Source organism: Ruicaihuangia caeni, assembly GCF_029952955.1.
Classification (GTDB): Bacteria; Actinomycetota; Actinomycetes; order Actinomycetales; family Microbacteriaceae; genus Ruicaihuangia; species Ruicaihuangia caeni.
Window position 1 is genome coordinate 390,265 of sequence record NZ_JASATX010000003.1, and the last position, 22,108, is coordinate 412,372.

17 protein-coding genes are annotated in these 22,108 nt (G+C 68.3%); 12 read left to right on the forward strand and 5 right to left on the reverse strand.

Annotated features, from left to right (window positions below; translation table 11 throughout):
- Nucleotides 1–6 precede the first annotated feature (6 nt).
- Nucleotides 7–1,308, reverse strand: coding sequence for a M20 family metallo-hydrolase (locus QF206_RS09385; protein WP_281489044.1), 1,302 nt, complete (start codon nucleotides 1,306–1,308; stop codon nucleotides 7–9).
- Between the two features lie 189 nt (nucleotides 1,309–1,497).
- Complete coding sequence (locus QF206_RS09390) at nucleotides 1,498–3,141, reverse strand: amidohydrolase (protein WP_281488954.1); 1,644 nt, start codon at nucleotides 3,139–3,141, stop codon at nucleotides 1,498–1,500.
- 145 nt (nucleotides 3,142–3,286) lie between these two features.
- Between QF206_RS09390 and QF206_RS09395 the strand changes: the two genes are divergently transcribed.
- Entirely contained in the window at nucleotides 3,287–4,441 is a 1,155-nt protein-coding gene (locus QF206_RS09395; RefSeq protein WP_281488955.1) for an RsbRD N-terminal domain-containing protein, read from the forward strand.
- A gap of 287 nt (nucleotides 4,442–4,728) precedes the next feature.
- Nucleotides 4,729–6,093, forward strand: a complete 1,365-nt coding sequence (locus QF206_RS09400; protein ID WP_340309597.1) for an MFS transporter — start codon at nucleotides 4,729–4,731, stop codon at nucleotides 6,091–6,093.
- A 201-nt stretch (nucleotides 6,094–6,294) separates the two neighbouring features.
- Here the strand turns inward: QF206_RS09400 and QF206_RS09405 are convergent, their stop codons facing one another.
- The gene (locus QF206_RS09405) at nucleotides 6,295–7,233 is read right to left on the reverse strand and encodes an Lrp/AsnC family transcriptional regulator (RefSeq protein WP_281488956.1); all 939 of its coding nucleotides are present in this window, start codon (nucleotides 7,231–7,233) and stop codon (nucleotides 6,295–6,297) included.
- Nucleotides 7,234–7,446: 213 nt separating this feature from the next.
- Here QF206_RS09405 and QF206_RS09410 point away from each other — a divergent pair, with 213 nt between their 5' ends.
- From QF206_RS09410 to QF206_RS09445, 8 genes are all read left to right on the forward strand, one after another.
- Nucleotides 7,447–8,304 carry an ABC transporter substrate-binding protein gene (locus QF206_RS09410; protein WP_281488957.1) on the forward strand — a complete coding sequence of 286 codons (858 nt, stop codon included), beginning with the start codon at nucleotides 7,447–7,449 and terminating at the stop codon, nucleotides 8,302–8,304.
- Nucleotides 8,305–8,376: 72 nt separating this feature from the next.
- Nucleotides 8,377–9,237 (forward strand): amino acid ABC transporter permease, encoded by an 861-nt coding sequence (locus QF206_RS09415; RefSeq protein WP_281488958.1) that lies wholly within the window; start codon nucleotides 8,377–8,379, stop codon nucleotides 9,235–9,237.
- Nucleotides 9,234–10,040: an amino acid ABC transporter ATP-binding protein gene (locus QF206_RS09420; protein WP_281488959.1), complete on the forward strand. Its 807-nt coding sequence runs from the start codon at nucleotides 9,234–9,236 to the stop codon at nucleotides 10,038–10,040. The genes QF206_RS09415 and QF206_RS09420 overlap by 4 nt, the downstream gene beginning before the upstream one ends.
- Nucleotides 10,030–11,067 (forward strand): C-terminal binding protein, encoded by a 1,038-nt coding sequence (locus QF206_RS09425; protein ID WP_281488960.1) that lies wholly within the window; start codon nucleotides 10,030–10,032, stop codon nucleotides 11,065–11,067. Before QF206_RS09420 ends, QF206_RS09425 begins: the two co-directional genes overlap by 11 nt.
- Nucleotides 11,068–11,121: 54 nt before the next feature.
- Entirely contained in the window at nucleotides 11,122–12,837 is a 1,716-nt protein-coding gene (locus tag QF206_RS09430) for an amidohydrolase (protein ID WP_281488961.1), read from the forward strand.
- The gene (locus QF206_RS09435; RefSeq protein ID WP_281488962.1) at nucleotides 12,834–14,546 is read left to right on the forward strand and encodes a thiamine pyrophosphate-binding protein; all 1,713 of its coding nucleotides are present in this window, start codon (nucleotides 12,834–12,836) and stop codon (nucleotides 14,544–14,546) included. Before QF206_RS09430 ends, QF206_RS09435 begins: the two co-directional genes overlap by 4 nt.
- An 88-nt stretch (nucleotides 14,547–14,634) precedes the next feature.
- Entirely contained in the window at nucleotides 14,635–16,200 is a 1,566-nt protein-coding gene (locus tag QF206_RS09440) for a zinc-binding metallopeptidase family protein (protein WP_281488963.1), read from the forward strand.
- 720 nt (nucleotides 16,201–16,920) lie between these two features.
- On the forward strand, nucleotides 16,921–17,436 hold the full coding sequence (locus tag QF206_RS09445; protein WP_281488964.1) for a COG4315 family predicted lipoprotein: 516 nt from the start codon (nucleotides 16,921–16,923) through the stop codon (nucleotides 17,434–17,436).
- Between the two features lie 64 nt (nucleotides 17,437–17,500).
- On the opposite strand, the gene QF206_RS09450 is transcribed toward QF206_RS09445, so the two are convergent.
- Together QF206_RS09450 and QF206_RS09455 are read right to left on the reverse strand one after the other, a co-directional pair.
- Nucleotides 17,501–18,298, reverse strand: coding sequence for an ABC transporter permease subunit (locus tag QF206_RS09450; protein WP_281488965.1), 798 nt, complete (start codon nucleotides 18,296–18,298; stop codon nucleotides 17,501–17,503).
- A complete protein-coding gene (locus QF206_RS09455; RefSeq protein WP_281488966.1) occupies nucleotides 18,295–19,395 on the reverse strand; it encodes an ABC transporter ATP-binding protein in 1,101 nt (366 codons plus the stop codon). The genes QF206_RS09450 and QF206_RS09455 overlap by 4 nt, the downstream gene beginning before the upstream one ends.
- Nucleotides 19,396–19,539: 144 nt before the next feature.
- Between QF206_RS09455 and QF206_RS09460 the strand changes: the two genes are divergently transcribed.
- Both QF206_RS09460 and QF206_RS09465 read left to right on the forward strand, forming a co-directional pair.
- Nucleotides 19,540–20,523 carry an ABC transporter substrate-binding protein gene (locus QF206_RS09460; RefSeq protein ID WP_281488967.1) on the forward strand — a complete coding sequence of 328 codons (984 nt, stop codon included), beginning with the start codon at nucleotides 19,540–19,542 and terminating at the stop codon, nucleotides 20,521–20,523.
- A complete protein-coding gene (locus QF206_RS09465; RefSeq protein WP_281488968.1) occupies nucleotides 20,513–21,931 on the forward strand; it encodes a M20 family metallopeptidase in 1,419 nt (472 codons plus the stop codon). Before QF206_RS09460 ends, QF206_RS09465 begins: the two co-directional genes overlap by 11 nt.
- Nucleotides 21,932–22,108 lie beyond the last annotated feature (177 nt).

Here is a 22,108-nt window from a genome sequence, read left to right on the forward strand (position 1 = left end):
GCTTGCTCAGCCCTTCGCAGGCCCCAGCAGGTACTCACTCTGGCCGTCCCACAGTTCGCCACCGACCATGCGAGCGGCGACATCCGTGAGCATCGTCACACCCGCGACCGAGTCGGACGCCTCGGTGTTCTCGGCCTCGTTGTGCGAGATGCCCTCGATGCTCGGCACGAACAGCATCACCGACGGCACGACATCCTTCATGTTCGTGGAGTCGTGGCCGGCCACCGTCATGATCTCCGTGTGCGAGAGGCCGAGCGCGCTCGCCGTGTCGCGCGAGAGCTCCACGCCCTCGGGCTGGTAGGCGAGCAGGCCCCAGTGGTGCGTGAGCTCGCGCTCGATCTGCACGCGAGCCCGCTGCTCGATCTCGGCGAACCGTTCGTCGAGCAGGCGGTTGGCTTCCGCGAGCACGTCTTCATCGGGCGAGCGCAGGTCGAGGTTCATCTCCACGAGCCGAGCGATGGTGACGGGGGAGTTCGGCAGCACTTCCATCTCCGACACCGAGGAGTGGAGCATCCCGTCGGGCAGCACCTCGGTGAGCTCGCGCGCCGCCGTGATCAGCAGCGCGGCGCCGAACAGCGCGTCGCGGCGGTCGGCCATCACGGTCGCGCCGGTGTGCGCCTGCGCTCCGTGCACGCGGATCTTGTACTTGCTGGCCGCCCAGGTGCGGTCGACCAACCCGATGGTGATGCCCTTGTTCTCGAGGATGCGACCTTGCTCGATGTGGATCTCGCCGTAGGTCGCGACACGCACCTGCTCGGGGCGCGTGTCGACCGGCTGCAGTGCCTCGGCGACGCTCACTCCGGCGTGGTCGCGCACGGCGAGGGCCGTCTCGAGGGCGAGCTTGCCGGTCGCGACGGCGCTGCCCATCATGCTGGGCGCGAAGCGGCTTCCCTCTTCGTTGAACCAGTTGACGACCGCGATATTGAGCTTCGGCTCCACCTCGCCGGCCGCGACACGACGCGCGACCTCTCGTGCCGCATGCCCTGCCGACAGCACGCCATACGCGCCATCGAAGCGCCCGGCGAGCGGCTGAGAGTCGAGGTGCGAGCCCAGCAGCACGTACGGCGCGCCTCGTACGAACTCGAGCAGGCCGAACATATTGCCGATGGAGTCGGTGACCACCTTGAAACCGTTGCCTGTGAGCCACTCGGCCCACCATGCACGAGTCGCGTGGTCCGCCTCGCTCGCGGCCTGACGGTCGACGCCGCCGCCGGGCGTGTGGCCGAACTCCGAGAGCGTCGTGAAGTCGTCGAGAAAGCCCGTGCTGTCACGCGGGGCCGTCTTCTGGGGTGCCTGTTCGATCGACATCGCTGCCGTCTCCTTCTTCTTCAGCGCGCGCACCTCCGCGTGCGCTCCTTCGTGCCGTGCGATCGTTGCCCGGCTCTCTGTCTCAAGCGGTATTACCGCCTCGTGTCTCGAGCGGCTCGCGCCGCTTCATGTCTGCCTCGGTCTGCCGGGGCATACCCAGCTCGATGGCGCGGGATGCCGTCGGTCACATCATGCGTCAGGCAGCTCGCCGTGGGTCGACGCACCGCCCACCCAGGTTGCGACCACGTCGATGTCGCCGATCGCGTCGACTGGCACGTCGCGAGGGTCGTCCGACAGCGCGACGAGGTCGGCCAGCATCCCGGGTGCCAACGTGCCCTTCTCTCCCGCCCACCCGGTCGCGCGCGCCGATCCGACGGTGTACGCGGTGAGCGCCTGCTCGACGCTGATGCGCTCGTCTGCGCCGTACAGCGCTCCGGTCTGCGTCTTGCGCTCGACGAACGCCTGAATGATCGGCAGTGGCGCGCCGGGCGCGACGGGGCGATCACTGCTGCCGGGGAGGTTGGCTCCTGCCTTCAGCAGCGACGCAGCCGGGTATGAGTGCAGTGTGCGATCCGGACCGAGGTTGGCGCCCATGCCATCGCCGTACTTGGCGATGAACAGCGGCTGCGGCACGAGGCTCACATCCAGCGCCGCGATGCGCGCGACCTGATCCGGGCGCACGACGCCACCGTGCTCGATGCGGTTCGGCATGTGCGGCGGTTGCGATCCGAGCTCCTGGGCTTCCTCGATGATGTCGAGCGCGAGGTCGACGGCGCGGTCGCCGATCGCGTGAAGGGCGAGCGCCCAGCCGCCGGCGGCGGCCTCGTGGGCGCGGCGGCGCATCGCCTCGACGTCATCCTGGAAGTAGCCGCTGCTGTGGCGGTGCGTGCAGTACGGCTCCGTCATCGCCGCGGTGGCTCCCAGCAGCGAGCCGTCGAGGAACATCTTCATCGGACCCAGCTGCAGGCGGGCGTCGCCGAGACCCGAGCGGATGCCCGCATCCAGGCCGAACACACCCGCCTCACTCGAGTGCCCGTTCAGCTCATGCAGCACGTCGGCGACCACCATCGGCTGCATGCGCGTCGCCAGCAGGCCCCGTTCGAGCGCGACCTGGTAGGCGGTGAACTCGCGCGGGCTGTGTCCGATCCAGCCACCGCCGATGCCGGCATCCGTCACAGAGGTCAGGCCTTCGCGCGCGTACTGCGCGGTAGCGCGACCCAGCGCATCGACGATCTCCGAGGTCGGATCGGGCAGCACAACGTCTTGCACGATGCGCATCGCATTCTCGTCGAGCACGCCGGTGGCCCGGCCCGACTCGTCGACCGCGATGACGCCGCCCTCGGGCTGGTGGTCAGGCTGATCGGGGATGCCGACAAGCCGAAGCGCGATGCCGTTCACCGTGTAGGCGTGGCCCGAGGAGTGCTTGATGAGCAAGGGGCGCCCGCCGCTCGCCCGGTCGAGCTCGTCGCGGTCGGGACGCTCACCGGTGAGACCCAGGGGGTCGTACGAGGAAGCGACCACCCACGCATCGGGCGCGAGGGAGGAATCGACTCCCGCGCGGATCGCGTCGTAGACGTCGCCGGCGGTCTTGGCGTTGGAGAGATCGATCTCGCCGAGCGTCTGCCCGAACCACACGCTGTGGGCGTGCACGTCGTTGAAGCCGGCCATGACGAACGCGCCGCCGGCGTCCACGCGCCGCGCGGCGGCGAAACCGTCGAGTTGCTCATCGATCCCCACGATGCGGCCGCGCCAGATGCCGATACGGGATCCGGCGGGGCGCTCGCCCAGGCCGGTACGGATTCGGGCGTTGTCGATCATCAGGTCGAGTTCCACAGTGCTCCTCGAGCGTTCTGCGACCTCGTCATTGGAGGTCGTGAGGGTGAGGCCTCCATTCCACCTGAGCGAATGCTCAACCGCAATGGCGGACCGCTGCATTTTCTTGCCGCTCAATTGTGCAATTGACTATCATCAGACAATGATGGCAAGCGAGCAGGGCGACCGCCGCAGCGAGGCCGAGATCTGGGACGAGCTCGTCGCGGCGCTGGAGCGCGAGATGCCCGAACTCGTCGAGGAGTTCATGACTGAGCTCACCGATCGCGGTCTGTACGAGCCCGACGCCATCACGGTGGAAGACCTCCGCCAGACCGCGCCGCAGACGCTCGGGATGCTCATCTCGCGGTTGGGCGGGCGGGCGCCTGAGCCGAAGGATGCTGAACTCGCGGAATCGCTCGGGGCGCGCCGAGCGCGTCAGGGCATCCCGCTCGACGCGCTCACCGAGGCGGTGCGCATCGACCTCGTGATCATGTGGCGTCGCCTTCGCCGTCTGGCTGGTCCCGAGCACGTGGCGTTGCTCGCCGACCGCTTCGATCTGATGATGGCCGTGCTCGACGAGTACGTGTTCGACGTGCAGTCGTCGTTCCTCCGCGAGCAGGCGGCGCTGCAGCGGGATTCGCGGCTCGCGACGGAGCGCGACCTCTCGAGGCTCTTCAATGCGCGCGAGATCACCCAGTCGGTGCTCGATCGCACAGCGATGACGCTCGGAGTCGACGTCGACACGGTGTTCGACCTGGCAGCATTCGACAGCGATCATGCCGAACGTGTCGCGGCCGTCGCGGAACGCGCTCTGCTCGCAGGCAGGGTGTTCTCGTACGCCTACCGAGACATCACCTGCGTGTTCTGGGTGCGCGGGCTGTCGGACCCCGAACCGGCGGAACGGCTTGCGCAGATCCCCGGCGTGCACCTCAACGATGTGGCGCTCGCCGAGCTGCCTCGTGCCGCGCGATCGGCGCATGAGCTGCTCAACACCGCCGGATCGCTCGAGCGGCTCTCTGGCCTCGATGCCATGTGGGCGCCGATCAGCGCTGCCCACCTCGACACCATTGCTCCGGGGTTCACATCGAATCTGCTCGCCGGCCTCGACGATCTCGGAGATTACGAGCACGACCGGGTCGTGGAGACGGTGCGGGCGTATCTCGACAGCGGCTCGGTGAAGCGGGCTTCAGAGACGGTCTATTGCCATAGGAACACCGTCGTGAATCGCCTCGCCACCTTCCGCTCGTGGACGGGACTCGACGTCACCGTGCCGGCTCAAGCGGCCCTCGCGTACGTGGCGCTCAGCCGGCATCCTCGCTGAACAGCACGTCGTATCGCGAGGCGAGCCTCTCTCTCTCTCTCTCTCTCTAGCGGCGGGGGATGCTGTCAGCCGCTGTGTATTCGCACAAGTGACGCCCGAAAACCGCGTCAGTTCGACATTGCACGTGTGCAACTGGCGAATCAGGATTACGGGATGAGCCTGCCACCGAGGCGGGTCGCAGTGCGCAAGTGCTGCCGAGACTTCAACCGGGCGATCGAACTCGACGCTGCCGAGTTGAACGCACAGCAAGCCCACGACATCGAGTCCAACAACACAAAGGAGTAACAGTGAGCGACGCCATGACGGAGCCGTCTGGCCGGGCGGGATCGCCCGAGAGCGGACCGGTGCTAGTCAGCCCGAAGGAAGTGCGTCGCATCGCGAACGCTGCTTTCGTCGGTACTGCGCTCGAGTGGTACGACTACTACCTCTTCGGAACCGCGGCGGCCATCGTCTTCAACCGCCTCTTCTTCAGCGACCTCGACCCGACTGCGGCCGTGCTCGCCTCCCTCGCGACCTTCGGTGTCGGCTTCGCCGCGCGCCCGATCGGTGCGTTCTTCTTCGGCGTGCTCGGCGACCGCATCGGCCGCCGCCCGACGCTGATCATCACGATCATCCTGATCGGTACCGCGACCGGACTGATCGGTCTGCTGCCGACCTTCGCCGACGTCGGCCTGCTCGCGCCGGTGTTCCTCGTCATTCTGCGCCTGCTGCAGGGTCTCGCGGTCGGCGGCGAATGGGGTGGCGCGACCACGATCGCCATCGAGCACGCACCGGTGAAGCAGCGCGCGCGCTACGCCGCGCTCGTGCAGGTCGGCTCGCCCGTCGGTACGCTCCTCTCCTCGGGTGCGTTCGCACTCGTGCTGCTCTTCCCGTCGGAGACCTTCGATGCGTGGGCGTGGCGTCTGCCCTTCCTCGCCGCGTTCCCGATGCTCATCGTCGCCCTGTGGATCCGGGTCAAGGTCGAGGAGTCGCCGATCTTCGAAGAGCTGCTCCGCGAGGACCAGCGCGCCAAGGTGCCCGCCCTCCAGGTGTTCACCAAGGCCGGCGGCCGTCTCGTCGTCGCGATCATGGCTGCCTTCCTCGGCGTCGGCGGCTTCTACGTGATGAACACCTTCGTGGTCAGCTACGTCACCAACAACCTCGGCGGTGACCGTCAGGTCGTGGTGAACGCGACCCTGATCGCCGCAGTGGCCCAGATCGTCGTGATCCTGATCTTCGGCCGCCTGGCCGAGAAGATCGGCCCGGGCCGAGTCACCTTCTGGGGCGGCATCGCGACCGCTGCCGCAGCGTGGCCCTTGTTCCTGCTCATCGACACCAACCAGGCATGGGCGATCACGCTCGCTGTGGCCGGCGGTATCGCGCTGCTGACGATCACGTACGCGGTCACCGGTGCGCTGCTCACCGAGCTGTTCCCGCCGCAACTCCGCTACAGCGGTGTCTCGCTCGGCTACAACATCGCGGGCGCGCTCTCGGGCTTCCTCCCGTTCATCGCGACCTGGATGATCTCGGCAACCGGCACCACCGCCTCGTGGCCTGCTGTCGTGATCCTCGCCCTGGTCGCTCTGATCACCGCCTTCGGTGGTCTCATCGGTGAGCGGCTGCGCGTTCAGGACAAGGAGATCGTGCAGACGGTCACCACTCCGACGCGGTAGTCGTCACACGGGCGCGATCGCGCGACACCACGGATGCCGGGGCCAATCGCCCCGGCATCCGGCGTCTGTGCGGGTGTCCGGGCGGCGATGGGTGCTGTGCCGCAACGACGCGTGCTGCGCGGCGGTGACGCGGGCTGTTTGCTGCTGACCGCGCGAGACGGGCGGTGAGGCGTATGTCCTGCGGCTCGATTCGGGCTCGCGCTACGAGGCGTCGGCGTCGGCGTTGGCGGCGGCGACCTGGTACCTGATGCGGTGCACGCTCTGGTGATACCGCTCATGCGGAACCCGCGCGTGGAGCCACTGCTCCGCGACGCGCACGGAGGGAACCGCGCGCACGCTCGCGAGGAACTCGTTGAAGTCGCGCAGGTTCGCGAAGGTGATCGTGGCCACGATGTCGAAGCGTCCGATGGTGCGGCCGAGGAACTCCACCCCGTCTTGGCTCTTGATCAGCTCGATGAGCTGCTGATCGTCGCCGGAGAGGCTGATGCCGAACCCGAAGGGCAGGCCGGTGCCGCTGCTGTCGCGGCTGAGGATCGCGCCGATCTTCATGACGCCGGCTGTGATGAGACGGTTCACCCGCGTGCGGCATCCGCTGATGGAGAGCTGCGCGTGCTCGGCCAGTTCGGCGAAGCCGAGGCGACCGTCGCCCTGCAGCAGCTCCATGATGCGCAGGTCTGCTTCGTCGAGCGTGTGCGCGAAGAGCGTCGGCTCCTCGCCGAGGAAGAAGCTCTTGAGCATCCGTTCGTAGAGCAGCATCTGGATCTCGAGCACCCCGGGCATCGCGCGGATGTGCTGCAGGTCTTCCTGCAGTTCCGTGAGGGAGGCTCGGTGCACTTCGACAACGAGCTGCGATGGACCGGAGATCTCAGAGATGAACACGGGCGACTCGAGCTTTGCGATCTCGGCCGCCAGCGCGCTGATGTCGCCCTCTGCGCGCACCGTGAGGTGCGCGAGCGTGTCGAGGCCGAGCAGGCGAGGATGCACGGCTGCCACGACTCTCAGTTGCCCTGACTCCAGCATCGGGGCGATGCGGCGAGCGATGTTCGCCCGCGTCGTTCCCAGCCGGCGGGCCATATCGCTGAACGAGGCGCGCCCGTCTTCTCGCAGCAGTGCGATCGCGCGTTCGGTGAGCGAGTCCATGGCAGCACGCTAGCGCACCCGCTCGCTATCAGATACAAGTTTTTCGTTGAATGGCTGGGTCATCGGGGAATTGCCTGCAAATCCGCCACTAGATGTAACGGTTTTGCGACAGTGCCCGCTCGGGCATGCAAAACTGAATTGACAACCGCGCAGGAACGGCGCACAATCATTCGCACGCACCGTCCCCTTTCGCATTTCAACGGAGAAGGCAATATGAACAAGCGATTCGCTGGAGTCCTCGCCGCGGCCTCTGCCGCGCTCTTGCTGGCAGGCTGTGCCAGCGGTGGCGAGACCGACACCAACAACCAGGGCGACAAGGGCACCGACTCGTCGGCGCCCGCGGGCCTCGTCAACGACGGCTTCGCCACCGCCTGCATCGACCCCGAGTACCCGCCCCTCGAGTACTACGAAGACGGATCGGGCGGCGACATCATCGGCTTCGACGCCGATGCCGTCCGCGCCCTCGCCGAGCACTGGGGCGTCGAGCCCAAGTTCGAGGTCACCTCGTTCGACGGGCTCATGCCCGGCCTGCAGTCCAGCCGCTGCGACTTCATCTTCGGCGGTCTGTACATGAGCGAAGAGCGTCTGCAGATCGCGGATGCCGCGCCCATCATGAACGCCGGACCGGCCGCCCTCGCGGCGCCCGAGCTCGCAGCGAAGCTGAAGAGCCCCGAAGACCTCTGCGGGCTGAAGGTCACCAGCCAGGCCGCATCGAGCAACGCCGCGAGCGTCGACAAGCTCTCGGAGGAGTGCGTCGCCGACGGCAAGGCGCCGATCCAGCACACCCAGTACCCGAAGACGGCAGAGACCGTGCTCGCGGTGCTGAACGGCAAGTCCGACGTACTGGTCGAGACCAACGTCGCTGCGGCGTACATGGCCACTCAGAACCAGGGCAAGCTCGAGGTCGCCGGCGTGTTCGACCCCGACACTACCTTCGGTGTGTTCACTCGCAAGGACGACCAGCTCAGCCCGGCCGTCGCCGATGGTCTCAAGGCCCTCTACGAAGACGGCACCTGGGCCAAGATCGCCGAGAAGTACAACCTCGACGCCGAGATCCTCGACGTCTACTGACGACGTCTGATCGTCGTTCGATCGATCCCGTGACGGGGGGCCGGTGACGCCGGCCCCCCGAAAGGAACCCCAATGCTGTTCGACCCGGAAATCTTCTTCCAGCAACTCATCAACCCCGCCTACCTCTGGGGTGCGCTCCTCTCGATCGCGGTCGCCGCGGTGTCGTTGATCATCGCCACGGTGATCGGCTTCTTCATCGCACTCGGCAACACCTCGAAGAAGCCGTACTACCGGGGCCCTGCCGCGATCTACACCTGGTTCTTCCGGGCGATCCCTGCACTGCTGCTGCTGCTCATCATGTGGAACGCGCTGCCGCAGTTGATCCCCGCGCTCAAGGCCGACTGGTACACCCCGTTCATCGCCGCCTCCGTGGGCCTCGGCCTCGTCGAGTCGGCGTTCATGGCCGAGATCATCCGCTCTGCACTCAACAGCGTCGACGACGGCCAGGCGCTCGCCGGCCGTGCGCTCGGCATGAAGCCCGCGGCCGTCATGATCAAGGTGGTGCTGCCGCAAGCGATTCGCACCGCGCTGCCGCCCACCGGCAACGAGTTCATCGGCCTCATCAAGTACTCATCACTCGCCTCGGTGATCTCGCTGCGCGAGCTGCTCACTACCGCGCAGATCGGCGTGAACATCACGTTCCGCTACGCCGAGTACTACGCGGTCGCCATCATCTACTACCTCGTCATCGTCACGCTGGTGACGCTGCTGCAGAGCAAGGTCGAGAAGCGCTTCGCCTGGAGCTCGCGCAATGCGCCGAAGCGCAGCGTGCGCACCCTCGGCACGCAGACCGTCGCGGTCGCCACCGCCGCCTCGCGCCGCCGTGCAGCGGACGAGCCCGACGAGACGGCCGAGACCGATGACGAGCTCGCTGCCCGTGAAGCCGCAGAAGCGGCTGAGGCTCGACTCGAGAAGAAAGGGGCGACGGAATGACCGACATCCGTGACGCCGTGGCGACACCCGCCGCCAAGCCGGGTACGCCCACCCTCGAGGTGCGCGACCTGCACAAGACCTACGCCGGCATCGAGGTGCTGAAGGGCGTCGAGTTCGCCATCGACAAGGGCCAGGTGAAGGCCGTGCTGGGCCCTTCGGGCTCCGGCAAGTCGACCATGCTCCGCCTGATGGCGCTGCTCGAGCCGGCCGACCGCGGTGCGATCCTGCTCAACGGCAAGCGCATCGGCGCTGAAGACCGGGGCGGGCGAATGCACCACTACCCCGAGCGTCGGCTCGCAGTGGAGCGCCGAGACATCGGCATGGTGTTCCAGCGCTTCAACCTGTTCCCGCACCTCAACGCCCTCGAGAACGTGGCGCTCGGCCTCACCTCCGTGCAAGACGTCGCCCGCGAGGAGGCGAAGGAGCGCGCCTACAAGATGCTCTCGCGTGTCGGCCTTGGCGACCGCGACCACCACTACCCGTCGGAACTGTCGGGCGGCCAGCAGCAGCGCGTCGCCATTGCACGAGCGCTTGTGCTCAACCCGCAGGTCATGCTCTTCGATGAGCCGACATCCGCGCTCGACCCCGAACTCGTGGGCGAAGTGCTCGATGTGATGGAGCAACTCGCCGACGAGGGCATGACGATGATCGTGGTGACCCACGAGGTGCGCTTCGCACGTCGCGCGGCCGACCAGGTCACGCTGTTCGACTCGGGCATCATCGTCGAGCAGGCGGAGCCCGAGGAGTTCTTCGAGAACCCCCAGCACGAGCGCACGAAGCAGTTCCTTCGCCATGTCCATTGATCAGGCACACCACGCACTCGGGGAGGCGGGCGCGGATGCCGCTGCCCGCACGCTCCGGGCCGTCTACACCGACATGGACGACACCGACATCTCACCCGGTGTCGCGGCTCTCGAGGAGCTCGGCTTCGCCGTAGAGCACCTCGACTCGCGCGATCCCGACCGGATCGTCGAGGCCGGCCGCGACGCCGACGCGCTGCTCGTCGGCTATGCGCCGATCACCCGCGAGATGATCGAGAAGATGCCGCGGGTTCGCATCATCGCGCTGATGTCGATGGGCACCGACAATGTCGATCTCGAGGCCGCGACAGAGCACGGCGTCTGGGTCACGAACATCCTGGGCGCGGCCACCGATGAGGTGGCGGCGCACGCGCTCGGGCTCCTGCTGGCGGCGACTCGTGGCTTCCCCTTCTTCAGCGAGTCGGCTGTCAGCGACTGGAACGCCCGCGACACCGTGACGCCGCCCCGGCTCAGCGAGCACACGCTCGGCATCGTCGGCCTCGGCCGCATCGGGCTGAAGTTCGCCGAGTACGCCAGGCCGCTGTTCGCAGAGGTGATCGGCACCGACCCGTTCCTGCCCGACACCGCTGAGACGCGTGCCCGGCTCGAAGCGGCCGGCGTGCGCAGGGTCGAGCTCGACGAACTGCGCTCCAAGGCCAAGGCGATCTCACTGCATGTGCCGCTGTCGCCCGACACGGTTGATCTCATCGATGACGAGTTCATCGCGGGGATGCCGGAGGGCTCCTACCTCGTCAATGTGAGCCGCGGCGCCCTGATCGACGAGGACGCCCTGCTGCGGGGCCTCGAGAGCGGCAGGATCGCCGGAGCCGGCCTCGACGTGCTGCGCGAGGAGCCCGCCGATCCGCGGCATCCGCTGCTCAGGCATCCGCGAGTCATCGTCACCCCGCACGTGGCGTACTTCTCCGATTACACCAACGTCGAATACGTACGCCAGCAGGCCGGCAATGTGATCGACCTCTGGGAGCACGGGCGACCCACCACGCCCGTCAACACCATCCCCGCTCGCTGAGCCTCGCTCGCCGAGCCCGTACCACCGCCTTTTCATAGCTTTCCGAGGAGCACCATGCGCAAACTCGCCACGTTCGAGCGTCCGCTCGACGCGCTCGTCCCCCAGATCGTCACCGCCGCCCGCATCCACGTGCTCGACGATGCCGACACCGCCGTCACCGCCATGCTCATCATCGACGGACGCATCGCCGCGACCGGCACCGTCGATGAGTGCCGCGCCCGCGCGAGCGAGTTCTCATCGGCCACGCCGGTGGAGCACGATCTCGGCGACGCAGTCGTCGTGCCGGGCTTCATCGACGCGCACGCCCACCCGCTCATGCTCGGTCAGATGATGAGCTGGGTCGACTGCGGACCCGAGAAGGCCGCCAGCATTCCTGAGATCGTCGCCCTTCTGAAGGCGGCCGCCGAGCGCACGCCCGCCGGACTGCCCGTGCGCGGCTACGGCTACGAGCAGCGCAACCTGGCCGAGCGCCGTCACCCCACTCGCTTCGAGCTCGACGAGGTCGCCACCGACCGCGAGGTGTACCTCATGAACGCCTCCGGACACGGCGGCGTTGTGAACAGCTACACCTTCGAGCTCCACGGCGTGACGCGCGACACCCCGAACCCTCAGGGCGGCGAGTTCTTCCGCGACGCCGAGGGCGAGCTCACGGGCGAGTTGTCGGATGCCGCGTGCAACATCCTCACCGGCGTCTCCGGCGTGAAGATCGGCCACCACGGCCCGAACTTCCACCTCGCAGACGCCCCCGAGGAGCACGTGCGCCAGTTGCTCGCGGCACAGGAGAACTTCTTGCAGGGCGGCGTGACCGCCGTCGGCGACTGCCAGGTCACCAAGCGCGAGTTCGACACCTACCTGCGCGCCGCCGAGCAGGGCGGCCTCTCGGTGCGGATCGCGATGTACGCGCTGTCGCACCTGCTCGATGAGGTGACCGAGCTCGGCATGAACGGCCAGTTCGGCAACAACACCTTGAGCTTCGCCGGCATCAAGTTCTACGCCGATGGCACGCTCGGCGGCTGGACCGCCTACTTCCCCGACGGCTATGTCGGTGACCCCTGCCGTACCGGTCAGCTCTACCACGACCCGGCCGACTACAAGGGCCTCATCGCCAAGGCGCACGCCGCAGGACTGCAGACCGCGACCCACGCGCAGTCGCCCACCGCCCTCGAGATGGTGATCGACGCGATCGAGTCGGCGCAGGCCGAGACGCCGCGAGCCGACGCGCGCCACCGCATCGAGCACTGCGGCCTGCCGACGCCCGAGCAGATCGAGCGCATGGCGGCCGCCGGCATCCGCCCGGTGAACCAGCCGCAGCACTACTACAACTGGGGCGAGGGCGTCGAGCAGGCGATCGGCACGCCTGGTGAGCGCTTCAACCCGCTCGGCGAGTTCGTGCGCGCCGGCGTTCCCGTGACCATCAGCTCGGACGCGCCCGTCGCCGACCCTCGCCCGCTCGAGGCGATCCAGGCGGCCGTCACCCGCATCACGCGTCGCGGCCACAAGCTCGGACCGGACGACCTCGCGATCGACCGTCGCGTCGCACTCCGCGCCCACACGATCGACGCCGCGCGCACGATCGGCCGTGAAGACGACCTGGGCAGCCTCGAGATCGGCAAGCGCGCCGACTTCGCGGTGCTCGGCGCCGACCTCTTCGAGGTGGAAGCCGAGAGCATCGCGCAGATCGAGGTGCGCGAGACGTGGGTCGACGGTGTGCGCCGCCACGCCGTCGGCGCTGACGCGACGGCGTCGACCCTCGAGTCGGTGACAGCATGACCGACCTCTCTCAGAGTGTCGCCGACGTGAGCGCCGCAGAGCGCGAGGCCGCAGAGGCGGCAGGCGTCTCGACGAAGAATGCCGGTCTGGCCGTGCTCACGGCGCTGCGCAACTACGGTGTCGACACGGTGTTCGGCATCCCCGGCACCCACAACCTCGAGTTCTACCGCCACCTGCGGCGACTCGGCATCCATGCCGTGACCTCGCGTCATGAGCAGGGAGCGGGTTACGGGGCTGACGGGTGGGCGCAGCAGCGCGGGTTGCCCGGTGTGGTCATCACGACCTCGGGTCCGGGCCTGCTCAACGCGCTGTCGGCCGCCGGCACCGCGTACTGCGAGTCGCGGCCGTTCATCCTGCTCTCACCCGGCGTGCCCGAGGGGGAGGAGTTCGCCGACATCGGTGCCCTGCACGAGACGAAGGACGCCACAGGCGCGGTCGGCTCGATCGTCGAGTGGAGCCGCCGGGTCACCTCGGCCGAGGAAGCCGTGCAGAGCGTGCACGACGCGTTCGAGCTGTTCCGCACCGGACGCCCTCGCCCCGTGCACATCGAGATCCCGCTCAACGTGCTCGAGAGCGAGGCCGCGATCGATGAGTCGCTGCTCGCAGCGCGCCCGCATCCGGGGCACCGCGAAGCGGACGCCGACCGTCTCGCGGCAGCTGCGCGTCTGCTCGCCGGTGCCGAACGACCCGCGATCATCGCCGGTGGCGGCTCGACGAGCGTCGCCGCCGAGCTCACAGCGCTTGCGGAACTGCTCGGCGCGCCGGTCGCCACCACGCTCAACGGCAAGGCGGCTGTGTCGGAGCATCACCCGCTCTCACTGCGTGCCGAGCTTCGCCTGGCTGCGGTGCGAGACGTGATCAACGCCTCCGACGTGCTGCTCGTCGTCGGCTCGAAGCTCGGCGAGGCAGAGCTCTGGGGCGGCGTGATCGACCCGGCCGGCAAGGTCATCCGTGTCGACGTGCTCGAGACGCAGCTCGACAAGAACCTACGGGTCGACGTCGGCCTTCAGGGTCACGCGGAGGCCGTCGTGCCGGCGCTGCTCGAGGCGTTGCGAGGAACGGATGCCGCGGCATCCGACCCCGCTGCATCTTCAACCCGCGAGGCGAAGCCGACGTGGGCCGACATCGAGTCGGTGCGCGCCGCGAGCGAGGTCGAGGCCCGCTCGTACGCACCGCTCGCCATGGCGGCCGCGGTCGACATCGCCTCGGCGATCGATCCCGACGCCATCGTCGCCGGCGACTCGTCGCAGATCACCTACATGGGCATGGCCAGTGCCATGCTGCAGCAGCGCCCGCACTCCTTCCTCTACACCGCCGCCTACGCGACACTCGGCTACGGCCTGCCAGCCGCGATCGGCGCACGGGTCGGCGCGCCGGAGTCGCGAGACGTGGTGTGCGTCGTCGGCGATGGCGCGCTCATGTTCGCGGTGCAGGAGTTCGCGACCGCGATCGAGCAGGGACTCAATCTCACCGTCGTGTGCGTCAACAACGGCGGGTACGCCGAGATCAAGCAGAACGAGCTCGATCGCGGCATCAGCCCCATCGGCGTCGATCTCGCCCAGCCCGACTGGGCGGCGCTCGCCGAGGCGTTCGGCGGCACCGGACTGCGAGTCACCGACCGATCGCGCACGGCTGAGACGGTGCGCGAGGCGATCGCGCGCCCGGGTCTCACGCTCGTGCACATCCCGCTCGGCATCTACGCCGAGTGACCATCCACGCCGAGTGACCGCCGGGGAGCGCTGCTCGACCGCGGCGCTCCCGGCATCCGACCCGATCAACTCATTCGAGGAAGCACCAATGACCGAAATCCTGAACACCGAGGCGAAGGCGACCGCTGAGCGCTGGGTCGAGGAGAACCTGCCGAGGCTCTCGGAGTGGCACACGCACATCTGGCGGCTGGCTGAGCCCGCGTGGCGCGAATATCAGTCGGCGGAGTGGTACGTCGAGCGGCTGCGCGCCGAGGGGTTCGAGGTCGAGGCCGGGTCGGCGGGCATGCCCACCGCCTTCGCCGCCGAGTGGTCGAACGGTGACGGTCCGACGCTGCTCACCTACGCCGAGTACGACGCGGTGCCGGCCAACAGCCAGGAGGCGTCGACCGAGCGCAAGCCCATCGAGGGTGTGAGCGAGCACGCGCCGGGGCACACCGACCCGCACTCCGTGCTCGGCATCTCGACGCTCGCCGGTCTGCTTGCGACGAAGCACGCCATGGAGCAGCACGGCATCACCGGCACGCTGAAGTACACGGGCGAGCCGGCCGAGAAGATGCACGGCTCCAAGGTCGTGCACGGGCTGCGCGGCTACTACGACAACGTCGACGCCATCGTCAGCTTCCACCCCTTCTACATGCTGCCGCTGTGCAACACCGCGCGCTGGGACACCCAGTGCGGCGCGTACTACAGCAAGGTGTACACCTTCATCTGCGACGAGCCCGAGACGTGGCAGCTCTCGGCGAACCCCAACTCGCCGATCCCGGCCTCGCACTCGGCGGCGCGCGCCCCGGGCGCGAACGTGGCGCTCATGCAGATGTACACCGCATCCCGCGTGATGCACGACGCCATGCTGCCGAGCGTCGGCGGATGGAGCCTCTCGGACGCCATCTTGACCGACGGCCAGGCGACGGCTGACAACCTGCCCGCGCGCACCGCGCGCATCCAGTACTCGTGGCGTACGCCGAACATCGAGATGGCGGAGCATGTGCTCGCGGTGCTCGACCGCAATGCCGAGCACGCGGCGGCGATGGCGCACGCCCGCATCGAGGAGACCTGGATCGCGCGCAGCCGTCCGGGCCGCACCAACCACGTCATGGCCGAGGTGCTGTTCTCGAACCTCGAGCGGGTCGGGGCGCCGCAGTACGGCGATGAGGCGATCAGCATCGCGCAGGAGATCCAGCGGAACCTCGGCATCGAGCCGATGGAGAAGCCGTTCCTCACCGAGACGGAGCAGCTCATCACCCCGCAGGAAGCCGAGCGGTTGCTGCGCGAGGAGATGCCCGCGTGGCAGCGCAACTGGACGAGCGACGACTACGTGGAGATGACGCACTACGCGCCGACCGTGCGCTTCTACGTGTCGCGCCCGGCGCTCAAGCCGGCACCGGGCCGGGGCGCCTACCCCGCGTGGGTCATGAATGCACTCGGCGGCATCCCTGAGACGATCGACCCGACCATCGATGTGACGGGAAAGACGATCGCGGGCACCTTCATCGACCTGCTGACGAAGCCTGAGCTGGTCTCGGCGGCGAAGGAGGAGTTCGACCGCCGCGTGGCCGAGGAGCCCATGCCCGCGCTGCTCGACCCGTCGTTCGAGCCGCCGATCGACCTGCCCTGGCCTGACTACCGCCACGACGGCGGCAAGCGCGTCTGGTGACCTCGGGTACCTCGATCACCGGCGTCGGCTGACGCGTGCGGATGCCGGGGCTCGGCGACTTCGGGCCCCAGCATCCCGCGGCATCCGCTTCTGCGAGGGTTTGCTGCACCTGCGCGGGTCACATCCCTCGCGCCTGCACCAAACCCTCGCGCGGCGTGTGTGGGCCTGGGTGCTTGTGCGTCTGCGGACTGGGCGGGAGCGTGTGCGCGTGGCGCGAGCCGGCCAGCCACCGGGCGCGTGCGAACCCGAGCCGTTCTGCATCCGTTTCTGCGAGGCTTTGCTGCAGGCGCGCGGGTTGAATCCCTCGCGACTGCACGAAACCCTCGCGCGGGCGCGGGTGTGCGACCGGCCGGGGACGCGGGTGCACGTGGGCGGCTCTGCTTGCGCGTCTGCGGACTTGGCGCACCAGGCGAGCGGTCGCACCAGCCGGCGTCCGGTCCTGCGAGGGTTTGCTGCATGTGCGCGGGTCACATCCCTCGCGACTGCACGAAACCCTCGCGCGGGCGCGGGCGCGGGTGTGCGCATGCGAGCGGCCTTGGGCGCGGCCGCGGGTGCGGTCGCGGGTATGGCGCGGGGTTGGCGCGCTGGGCGCAAGCCACGCGGCTCCGGCATCCGCGCACTGACTGGGAGATCCCTGCGCTTGTGTGGCTGATGCTTCCGCAGCGGGCCATCGTGGACTCGAGTCGCTCGGTGTCGCGTCGTGCGAGGAGGAGGTCTGCCATGAAGCTCAGAGTCGCCGCCGGTGCGGTCGCAATCGCGTCGATACTCGCCCTGACCGGATGCGGGGGCATTGGCGAGCCGGGCAATGACATGACGGCGCCCACCGGAACGCCCTCACCGCAGGACACGAACCGCAACTACGAGTCGGTCGACCGCGAGCCCATCACCGAGTTGAAGACCACCGACTCGTCGCATGGCGAGGTCGTCGTCGACAACAACGGCATGGTGGTCTACATGACCGACCTCGACGAGGCAGGCAGCAGCGACAGCAACTGCGACGACAAGTGCCTCGTCGAATGGATCCCCGTGCCGGAAGGCGACACCCCTCCTGAGCTGAATGGTGTGAGCGGAGAGCTCGGCACGATCGAGTCGAACGCCGACGTGACGCAGGTCACGCTCAACGGCATGCCGCTCTACTACTACGTGCGCGACACGCAGCCCGGCGACACCGCTGGCCAGGGCAACGCCGGGGTCTGGTGGCTGGTCGGTCCCGACGGCGAGAAGGTCAAGGGCTGAGCGAAGCCGGAGGGCAGACGCTTCGGCTCTCCCGGGGCGATGGGGCGCGCATCAGCCGAGCGCATCAGCCGAGCACATCGCGCCGTCGGAGCGCGACCGCCGCGACGGCGACGAGAGCCGCGCTGATGCCCCAGAGGAGTGCAAGGCGCGGCCAGTCGAACCCCTCTGCGAGGGGAGCGCTCTCGAACGCCCATGAGTACGGCGAAGCGTTCCGCAACCAGTCGAGCCGCTCGGACTGGTTGGCGATGGCGTTCAGCGCGTACCCGTAGACCGCGATGGCGGCACCGGCCGCGGTCGCGAACGCACGCCTGCCGGTCAGCGCCCCGACCGCCAGCGCCGCCGTGGCGCCGATGAGCGTCAGCCCCATGAGCGAGACGGATGCCGCGAGCACCCCCTCCGCATCGAGCCCTAGCTCTGCGGGCCCGTTGAGGGTCCAGACCATCACGCCCGCGACCGTGACGAGCGCTGCGAGCTTCACCACCAGCGTGAGCGCCGATTCCAGTGCGTACTGGGTCCTGCCGACCCCGTGCGCCAGGTCGAGTTCGAGCCGCCCCGACTCCTCCGCTCCGGCGATCGCCGCGCCGCCCCAGGAGATCGACGCGATGCTCAGCAAGAGGAACCCCATGAGCCCGTAGAAGGTCGCCTGCGCATAGCCCGCGCCCGTGCCGATCGAGGCATAGCCGAGGGCGTTGACGAGGCCCTGCGGCAGCCCCTCGATGATCTGCGCCAGCTGCCCGTTGCCACCGATGTCGGGGTAGAGCGGCAGGTACAGCGCGAGCACCGCGACGATTGCGATGGCCCATGCGATCAGCGGTCGCCAGCTGTCAGCGAGCGACCGGCGGAAGACAGGAAGGGCCCTCACTGGGGGCCCCCTTCGGTGTCGCCCGACCGCCTCGGCCCCGCATGGCCGTCGCCGGCGTGTCTCGGCCGGCGAATGAAACGAGAACCGGTGCCGAGAGACGTCTCCTGACCCTGCCGGCCCTCGTCGCCGTACAGGCTCAGCACGCTCTCCTCCAGGTCGGGCTCCTCCACCGTCAGGTCGACCACCAGATGCCGCGCGAGCGCCTTGATCACCGGGTCGACGGGTCCATCGATCGTCGCTGCGACCCGCACAGGGTCACGCGCTTCGCCGCCTGGCGTCAAGGTGAGGTCGCGCAGTTCGGAGATCGATCCGAGCGTCCCTCCGACAGCATCCGCAGTGGTGCCGGCGATCGTCGCCCGCAGTCTGCGGATGCTGGCGAGCCGGAGCGATTCGACATCGCCCTCCGCGACGAGTCTGCCGGCGCTGAGCACCGCCACCCGGTCAGCGGCCTGCTGGATCTCACTGAGCACGTGGGAGCTGAGCAGCAACGTCTGTCCGCGGTCGCGCGCCTCCCGCACGAGGTCGATGAACTCGCGCTGCATCAACGGGTCGAGGCCTCCGGTCGGCTCGTCGAGCACGATCAGTTCGGGTTCATGCATGAACGCCTGGACGATACCGAGCTTCTGGCGGTTCCCCTTCGAGAGCGCGCGAACCGGGCGGTCGAGGTCGAGGTCGAACCGCTCGGCCAGCGCATCGATCGCACCGGGAGCGACCGGGCCGCTGATGCGCGCGAAGTGATCGAGCAGAGCGCGGCCGCGCATGCGGGTCGAGAGCCGGAGGTCGCCGGGAAGGTAGCCGATGCGCCGACGGAGGGCAGGCCCGCCTCGACGCGGATCGACACCCAGCACGCGCATCGTTCCCGAACTCGGCCGGATGATGTCGACGAGCATTCGGAGCGTGGTGGTCTTCCCTGCACCGTTCGGGCCGATGAGCCCGTAGACGGTGCCGCGCTCGACAGAGAAGCGGATGCCGCGCACCGCCTCGTGCGGGCCGTAGTGCTTCGTGAGGCCGTGCACCTCGATGGCGCGCCCGCGCGAGGCGCTTCCGGCATCCGGGTCGACGTCTCGCTGCTGACCCGCGGAGAGGCGGTCTGCCATGGCTGCAGCGTATTCCCGCCACAGCGTCGTGACAATTGATATCGATCTCAAGTTGTCGGACAATAAGGGTGGAGTGTCGGGCAGACACGGACGGCGCGGCCGATCCATGCGGCGTTCCATCCATCGACGACGATAAGGATGCAAGTGCGATCAACGAAGATGTTCATTGCGGCGCTCGGTGCGACTGCGCTCGTACTGACCGGTTGCGCTTCCGGCGCGAGTGACCCTGCCGAGAGCGACGGGGGAGGCGACATCACCGTCGCGTTCATCCCTGGCATCGCCTCGGACCCGTTCTTCCGTGCGATGGAGATCGCGGCCAAGGACGAGGCTGAGAAGCTCGGCATCACGCTGATCTGGCAGGGCGCCTCCGACCAGTACTCGCCGCAGACTCAGCTGCCCTTCGTCGACGCTGCGCTCGCCCAGGACATCGATGCGCTCGTGCTGGTGCCGACGGATGCTGACGCGCTGCAGCCGAGCGTGACCAAGGCCGAGTCGATGGGCATCCCGGTGATCACGGTCGACACGACGGTCAGTGATCAGAGCACGCTTGTCTCGCACATCACAGGGGACAACAAGGACGGCGGCGAGCGGGCGGCCGCCGAGATGAACGAGCAGATCGGCGGCAAGGGCACAGTGCTCGTCATCTCTGCCTCGCCGACGAACACCACGGGCACGCAGCGTGTCGCAGGCTTCGAAGAGACGATGAAGGCGGAGTACAGCGGCATCGAGCTTCTGCCGGTGCAGTTCGCGTACAGCCAGCCGTCCGAGGCGACCACCATCCTCAACACCACGCTGCTCGAGCACCCCGACCTCGCTGGCGTATTCGCCGTCGATGGCACATCGTGCACGGGCGCGATCGCCGCCCTCAACAACTCGAACAAGGTGGGCGAGGTCTCGCTCATCTGCTACGACGCGTACTCGAGTCAGGTCGCTGAACTGGAAGAGGGCTCGGTGTCGGCCTTGATCGCACAGGACCCGGCGCAAGAGGCACGGCTCGCGCTGCAGTACGCGTACGCGAAGATCACCGGCGAGGGCGAAGACCAGATCGAGAAGTCGGTCGTGATCGAGAACGTCGTGATGAACCGTCAGAATCTCGCCGAGACCCGCAAGTACACCTATGCCGAGTGAGGTTCGGGCAGCGGATGCCGGGGGCGCGCGCGACGGCGCCCCTGGCATCCGGGCCGGTTCTACTGCGCCGTCTTCCACTGCGCCGTCGCCGGCTTCCACTGCGCCGTCGCGGCTGGAGCTGGCCGTCGATGCCCTCATCGACGAGCACGCCGCCGACGCCGAGCAGCTGCTGACCGAACTGGTTGCCGTGCCGAGCGTCAACCCCAAGCAGCCTGGTGTCAACGGCGACCAGTACGCGGGAGGAGAGACCCGCGCCAACGAGCTGCTGGCCGAGTGGCTCGGCCGCACAGCGATGGAGACGCACTGGGTCGAGCAGGAGGCGGGCCGCGCGAACCTCGTCGCGATCCGCCGCGGCGGGGGAGGCGGGCGCTCGCTCGCGCTGAACGGCCACATCGACACGGTTGCTCCACAGCAGGGCCGCTTCGCGGACCCGTTCAAGGCGGAGCGGATCGGACGCACCCTGTTCGGCCTCGGCGCGACCGACATGAAGGCCGGGCACGCGGCGATGTGGCTTGCCCTGCAGGCGATCGAACGCGCCGGGGCGACCCTGGCCGGTGATGTGCACGTGCACTCGGTCGTCGGCGAAGAGACGATGAGCCACGAAGCCGGCACGACCGCGGTGCTGAACGCGGGATACCGCACGGATGCCGCCCTCATCCCGGAGCCGACATCGTCACCGTCGGCGCTGTTCAACCTCTCGAACACCGCGCCCGGCAACTACCTGTTCTCGGTCACCGTGCGTGGCAAGTCGACCCACTGGGCATCGCGGAACCTCGCGATCCGTGCGGGCGGCGGGGGAGACGAAGTCGGCGTCAATGCGATCGACAAGGCGGTGTACATCTACAACGCCATGCGGCAGCTCGAAGAGCAGTGGGCGTTCACGAAGAAGCATCCGCAGTTCGCGCCGGGATCGTTCATCATCCATCCCGGTGTGCTGCACGCTGATATCGGCGTCGCAGCCGCGCCCTACTTCCCCGACCGGGCACGGTTCGACTACCTGCTGTCATTCCCGCCGGGCGAGACGTCGGAGCAGATCCGCGCCGAGGTCGAGGCCCACCTCAACGGGGCCGCCGCGCTCGATCCGTGGCTGCGACAGCATCCGCTCGAGTTCGAATGGATCGATACCTGGCCGCCCGCATACACCGACCCGCAGTCGGAGTTCGCCCGGGTCGCGCTGGAGGCACGGAATGAGACGGTTGCTGCGCTTGGCGTTGAGTCGCTGGCGGCGCCAGTGCCGGCCGGCGCGCAATCGGATGCCTCGTTCTACGAGGCTCAGGGCATCCCGGCCATCGTGTGCGGACCCGGCGACCTGCTGGTCGCTCACGCGGCCGACGAAGCCGTGAATCTCGACATGATTCCAGTGGCGGCGAAGATGATGGCCCGCGTCGCACTGCGCTGGTGCGCCTGACGTAGGGCTCTCGCCCAAAGAGGCGCGGCCGCGCTCCTTTCGAAGGAGTCGCGGCCGCGCCTCTTTGCCGTTCGCCCGCGCTCTCGAGGCTGACGCTGGGCACACAGGGCGATCTCGGCCCCGGTTGTTCACGCCCGGCCAGAGCTGCGACACCCGCCGGAGTGGGCAAGTCTCTCC

Bases quoted from the DNA above. Each gene is read 5' to 3' on its own strand.
- QF206_RS09385 (WP_281489044.1), bottom strand. From the start codon at position 1,308: ATGTCGATCGAACAGGCACCCCAGAAGACGGCCCCGCGTGACAGCACG.
- QF206_RS09395 (WP_281488955.1), top strand. From the start codon at position 3,287: ATGGCAAGCGAGCAGGGCGACCGCCGCAGCGAGGCCGAGATCTGGGAC.
- QF206_RS09405 (WP_281488956.1), bottom strand. From the start codon at position 7,233: ATGGACTCGCTCACCGAACGCGCGATCGCACTGCTGCGAGAAGACGGG.
- QF206_RS09410 (WP_281488957.1), top strand. From the start codon at position 7,447: ATGAACAAGCGATTCGCTGGAGTCCTCGCCGCGGCCTCTGCCGCGCTC.
- QF206_RS09415 (WP_281488958.1), top strand. From the start codon at position 8,377: ATGCTGTTCGACCCGGAAATCTTCTTCCAGCAACTCATCAACCCCGCC.
- QF206_RS09420 (WP_281488959.1), top strand. From the start codon at position 9,234: ATGACCGACATCCGTGACGCCGTGGCGACACCCGCCGCCAAGCCGGGT.
- QF206_RS09425 (WP_281488960.1), top strand. From the start codon at position 10,030: ATGTCCATTGATCAGGCACACCACGCACTCGGGGAGGCGGGCGCGGAT.
- QF206_RS09430 (WP_281488961.1), top strand. From the start codon at position 11,122: ATGCGCAAACTCGCCACGTTCGAGCGTCCGCTCGACGCGCTCGTCCCC.
- QF206_RS09435 (WP_281488962.1), top strand. From the start codon at position 12,834: ATGACCGACCTCTCTCAGAGTGTCGCCGACGTGAGCGCCGCAGAGCGC.
- QF206_RS09440 (WP_281488963.1), top strand. From the start codon at position 14,635: ATGACCGAAATCCTGAACACCGAGGCGAAGGCGACCGCTGAGCGCTGG.
- QF206_RS09445 (WP_281488964.1), top strand. From the start codon at position 16,921: ATGAAGCTCAGAGTCGCCGCCGGTGCGGTCGCAATCGCGTCGATACTC.
- QF206_RS09455 (WP_281488966.1), bottom strand. From the start codon at position 19,395: ATGGCAGACCGCCTCTCCGCGGGTCAGCAGCGAGACGTCGACCCGGAT.
- QF206_RS09465 (WP_281488968.1), top strand. From the start codon at position 20,513: ATGCCGAGTGAGGTTCGGGCAGCGGATGCCGGGGGCGCGCGCGACGGC.